Source organism: Enterobacteriaceae endosymbiont of Donacia piscatrix (assembly GCF_012569525.1).
Classification (GTDB): Bacteria; Pseudomonadota; Gammaproteobacteria; order Enterobacterales; family Enterobacteriaceae.
Genome location: NZ_CP046200.1, coordinates 434,579 through 439,235, shown reverse-complemented (window position 1 = coordinate 439,235; position 4,657 = coordinate 434,579). Strand labels below are relative to the sequence as shown.

The following is a 4,657-nucleotide window of genomic DNA, read 5'->3' as shown; positions in this document are numbered from 1 at the left end:
ACTACAAATAAAATTGAAATTTTAGGTATAAAAAAAACTTTTCAAGAAATAAAAAATGCAAATTACATATTTTTAATAGTAGAAGATCAAATATCAGAAAAAATTCTATCTCAAATAATTAAAAAATATTTGACAAACTTTATAAAAAAAATACCAATTATTATTATACGTAATAAAATTGATATTACAAATAATAATTCAGAAATAATTTATAAGGATTATTATGTAATTATAAAATTATCTGTAAAATATAAAAAAGGAATTTCTATTTTAACAAATTTTATAAAGAAAAATATTATAAATACTAACAATAATGAAGATCAATTCACAGCTAGAATAAGATATTTAGATTCTCTATATTCTATTTATAAAATATTAATTAAAGGACAAAAAAATTTTTCAAAAACTTTTTCATTAGAACTAATAGCTGAAGATTTTAGATTAATACAAAAAAATTTAGATTTGATTACTGGAGAATTTACTTCTAAAGATTTATTAGATAATATCTTTTCACAATTTTGCATTGGTAAATAATTTTATGCCTGAATTACCTGAAGTAGAAGTTATTAAAAATATGATAAAACCTTTATTAAAAGGAAAAATAATTAATTATTCTATCGTTAGAACTAAAAAATTAAAATATATTATTTCTGATAATATTATTAAAATAAATAATCAAAAAATTTTAAATATTAAAAGAAAGGGAAGATATATCTTATTACTTTTAGTAAGTAACACAATTATTATTCATTTAGGTATGACAGGAAAATTATTTATAATAAATAAAACAAAAAATTTTTTTCGATTTCACAAACACGATCATATCGATTTGATTATCAATAATAATTTAATTTTAAGGTATACAGATATAAGAAAATTTGGATTTTGGTTATGGGAAGAAAAAGATTATAAAAAAAATATTTTTTTAAAAAAATTAGGGCCTGAACCATTAACTAATAAATTTAATAATTTATATTTATATAATATTAGTAGAAAAAAAAATATTTCCATTAAAATATTAATAATGGATAATACAATTGTAACAGGAATAGGTAATATATATGCAAATGAATCATTATTTATTTCAAAAATATTACCTATGCGTATATCTAGTGATTTAAATTTTCAAGAAATTACATTTTTAGTACAAAATATTAAATATATTTTAAATAAATCAATAAAATATGGGGGTTCTACTATTATTGACTATAGATTACCTGATAAAAATATTGGTAATTATTTTAAATATTTTTATGTTTATGGAAAAAAAAATAAATTATGCAAAATATGTTATACAAAAATTACTAAAATAAATCAAAGAAATAGAAGTACTTTCTTTTGTTATAAATGTCAAAAATAACATATAAATTAAATAATTTAATCTAATAAAGAATTTATTTTGTCGTATGATTTATATTTACCTAAAATAATTTTACTTATTATTACTAAAAATAATGATACTACTATTAGTATAGTAGCTAAAACATTAATTTCAGGAGTAATACCTATTTTTACCATTGAATAAATTTTTAATGGTAAAATTTCATATTCTGGTCCAGTTACAAATGTTGATATTGTTATATCATCCATAGATAAAACAAAACTTATTAACCAACTTGAAATAATTACAGGAAATATTATAGGTAATATTATTTTTGTTAAAATTACAATTTCATTAGCACCTAAATCTTTAGCTGCTTCTATTATTCGATTATCAAAATTTTGTAATCTAGAATAGATGTTAACAACTACATATGGTAAACAAAATGTAATATGTGCGAATAATAAAGACCAAAATCCTAAAGGAAAATTTAACAAAAGAAATAACAATAATAAAGAAATACCCATTACAATATCAGGAGATATTATTACTATAAATAATAAACTATTTATTAATGATTTAATATGTACATTATAATAATGTAATGATAAAGATGTTAATAAACCAATAAAAGTTGTAAAAGTTGCTGTGATAATAGCAATACATAAAGAATTATATGTAACTTCTAATAAAGAAGTATTATTTATAATTGAAAAATACCATTTAGTACTAAATCCTTCCCATATAATTCCAAAATGTGATGAATTAAAAGAATTTATAATTAACAATATAATAGGAATATAAAACCATAAATAAATTATATTTATAAATGTAATTCTGCATATATATTTAAACATTTTTTCTAAATTTCTTTTTATTTAAAAAATTTATAATTTTAAAATATAATATTAAAAAAAAACCAGTTAATAATATTATTATATTACTTGTTGCAGCTCCTAAAGGCCAATCTCGAATATATAAAAATTGATTTTTAATCATATTTCCAATTAATAAATTTTTACTCCCCCCCATTAAATCAGAAATATAAAACATTCCCATACTAGGTAAAAAAACTAATAAACAACCTGCAATGATTCCTGAAGTAGTTAAAGGAATAATTATATGAAAAAAAATTTTCCATGATTTAGCACCTAAATCTTTAGCTGCTTCTATATAAAATTTATCTAATTTTTCAAAACTAGAATATATTGGTACTATCATAAATGGTAATAAAATATATATTAATCCTAAAATAACAGCACTAGGAGTATAAATTATATGAATTGGATGATGAATAATGTTTAAATATAATAAAATATTGTTTAACCATCCATTAATTCCTAAAAAATTTTTTAAACAATATATTCTAATTAAAGAATTTACCCAAAAAGGTAAAAATAAAAAAAATAACATTAAGGATTTTTTTTTTGAAGATATTTTTGTTAAACACCATGCAAATGGATAACCTATTAAAAAACATATTATTGTTGTAATTAATGAAATTAATAAAGTATTTACAAATACTTTAATATATAAATCATTAAATAATCTAAAATAATTATTTAAAGAAAAATGAAATATGATTGAATCATAATTATCTTTTTTTAAAAAACTAATAATAATTATTATTATATTAGGTAAAAAAATAAATAATAATAACCAACCAATAATCAGAAAAATTATTATTTTTTTAATATGTTTGATAATTTTTGTCATAAGGTAATATAATCTCCCATGTTTCAATCCAGTTAATTAACATTTTCTGATTAAGTAGATGATCTACATAAGGATCATTTTCATTAAAAAACTCACTTACAGTAATAATTTTACCATTATTAAGTCTTAATGTAGATTCTAAAGTCATCCCTTTATAATTTTTTTCTTGTATATAACCTATTATACCTTTATTTACATCAGTGTTTTGATCAATTTTTTTTATTTTTAAATCTTCTGGTCTTAATAAGACATGTACTTTTTCTCCTGGAAAAACATTAAATGGTATTTTTATAGTACAAATAAAATTTTCTAAATTAACTTTAAATTGATTATTATTAATTTTTTCTAAAATAAAAGCATTAAATATGTTTATATCTCCTATAAATTTTGCAACAAATAAATTTTTGGGTTCTTCATATATTTCTCTTGGAGTACCATCTTGTTCTATTTTACCATTACGTAATAAAATAATTCTGTCTGATATACTTAAAGCTTCTTCTTGATTATGTGTTATTAAAATAAAAGTAATACCTAATTTTCTTTGCAATGCTTTTAATTCGTTTTGCATTTTTTTACGTAATCTATAATCTAAAGCCGATAATGATTCATCAAGTAATAGTATTCTTGGTTTATTTATTACTGCTCTTGCTATAGCTACTCTTTGTTGTTGTCCTCCAGATAATTCATGTGGTTTTCTATTTATAAATTTTTTTAATTGTACTATGTCTAAAATTTTTTCTACTTTAGTAATTATTTCTTGATATGTTTTTTTTTGCATTCTTAATCCAAAAGCTATATTATCAAATACAGACATATGAGGAAATAATGCATAACTTTGGAAAACAGTGTTAATTTGTCTTTTTTCAGCCGGATATTTTGTTATTTCTGTATTATTTAATAAAATTATACCACTATCTACTTTTTCTAAACCAGCTATTAAACGAATAATGGTAGTTTTACCACAACCTGAAGGACCTAATAAAGTAACAAATTCTCCATCATTTATACTTAAATTTAAATTAGAAATAATTTTTTTACCGTAAAAAGATTTATTAACGTTTATAAGATTAATTAATACTTTTTTTAAAATTTTTTGTTTCATAATAATACTCTGAAAAATATTATTTCTTAATAACTTTAAAAAAATTAAAATGATAACTTTAAATATTAAATTTTAAATTTTATTTTTTAATAAAAATTATTATAAATATTTTTTTATAATTTTAAATTAATGTTATTCCTTTTTCAATAATACCACCTCCTAAACAAATTTCTTTATAATAAAATACAGCTGATTGTCCTTTTGTGATACTAGAAATAGGGGTGTAAAAATATACTTTAATTTTATTCTTATTTAAAGAAATAATTTTACAATTAATATTTTTTTGACGATATCTAGTTTTAATCGTACATGTTTTTTTTATTATTTCAGGAACATTAGTAATCCAAGTAATTTTTTTTATTATTAATCCAATAAAATACAAATGTAAATTTTTTCTATTTTGTACAACAATTAAATTATTATTTTTAATATCTTTTTTATATACATACCATGGTTTATTTTCATACAATATTGATCCACCTAATCCAATTCTTTTTCTTTGTCCTATAGTATAATGG

The 4,657-nt window shown here is 18.9% G+C and carries 6 protein-coding genes; 2 read left to right on the top strand and 4 right to left on the bottom strand.

Annotated features, from left to right (window positions below; all coding sequences use genetic code 11):
• Together GJT96_RS02185 and mutM are read left to right on the top strand one after the other, a co-directional pair.
• Positions 1 to 534, top strand: a 534-nt coding sequence (locus tag GJT96_RS02185; RefSeq protein ID WP_486599019.1) for a tRNA modification GTPase, incomplete at its 5' end; no start/stop codon positions are given.
• Between the two features lie 4 nt (positions 535 to 538).
• Positions 539 to 1,360: a bifunctional DNA-formamidopyrimidine glycosylase/DNA-(apurinic or apyrimidinic site) lyase gene (gene mutM / locus GJT96_RS02180; RefSeq protein ID WP_169780561.1), complete on the top strand. Its 822-nt coding sequence runs from the start codon at positions 539 to 541 to the stop codon at positions 1,358 to 1,360.
• A 17-nt stretch (positions 1,361 to 1,377) separates the two neighbouring features.
• Here mutM and potC read toward each other — a convergent pair whose 3' ends face one another.
• The 4 genes from potC to GJT96_RS02450 form a co-directional block, all read right to left on the bottom strand.
• Entirely contained in the window at positions 1,378 to 2,178 is an 801-nt protein-coding gene (potC, locus tag GJT96_RS02175; protein ID WP_169780560.1) for a spermidine/putrescine ABC transporter permease PotC, read from the bottom strand.
• Complete coding sequence (gene potB, locus GJT96_RS02170) at positions 2,171 to 3,037, bottom strand: spermidine/putrescine ABC transporter permease PotB (protein WP_169780559.1); 867 nt, start codon at positions 3,035 to 3,037, stop codon at positions 2,171 to 2,173. Before potB ends, potC begins: the two co-directional genes overlap by 8 nt.
• Positions 3,012 to 4,139 (bottom strand): spermidine/putrescine ABC transporter ATP-binding protein PotA, encoded by a 1,128-nt coding sequence (potA, locus tag GJT96_RS02165; RefSeq protein ID WP_169780558.1) that lies wholly within the window; start codon positions 4,137 to 4,139, stop codon positions 3,012 to 3,014. The genes potB and potA overlap by 26 nt, the downstream gene beginning before the upstream one ends.
• A gap of 121 nt (positions 4,140 to 4,260) precedes the next feature.
• The coding region (locus GJT96_RS02450; RefSeq protein ID WP_345718993.1) for an aminomethyltransferase beta-barrel domain-containing protein at positions 4,261 to 4,657 on the bottom strand (397 nt) is incomplete at its 5' end.

Bases quoted from the DNA above. Each gene is read 5' to 3' on its own strand.
- mutM (WP_169780561.1), top strand. From the start codon at position 539: ATGCCTGAATTACCTGAAGTAGAAGTTATTAAAAATATGATAAAACCT.
- potC (WP_169780560.1), bottom strand. From the start codon at position 2,178: ATGTTTAAATATATATGCAGAATTACATTTATAAATATAATTTATTTA.
- potB (WP_169780559.1), bottom strand. From the start codon at position 3,037: ATGACAAAAATTATCAAACATATTAAAAAAATAATAATTTTTCTGATT.
- potA (WP_169780558.1), bottom strand. From the start codon at position 4,139: ATGAAACAAAAAATTTTAAAAAAAGTATTAATTAATCTTATAAACGTT.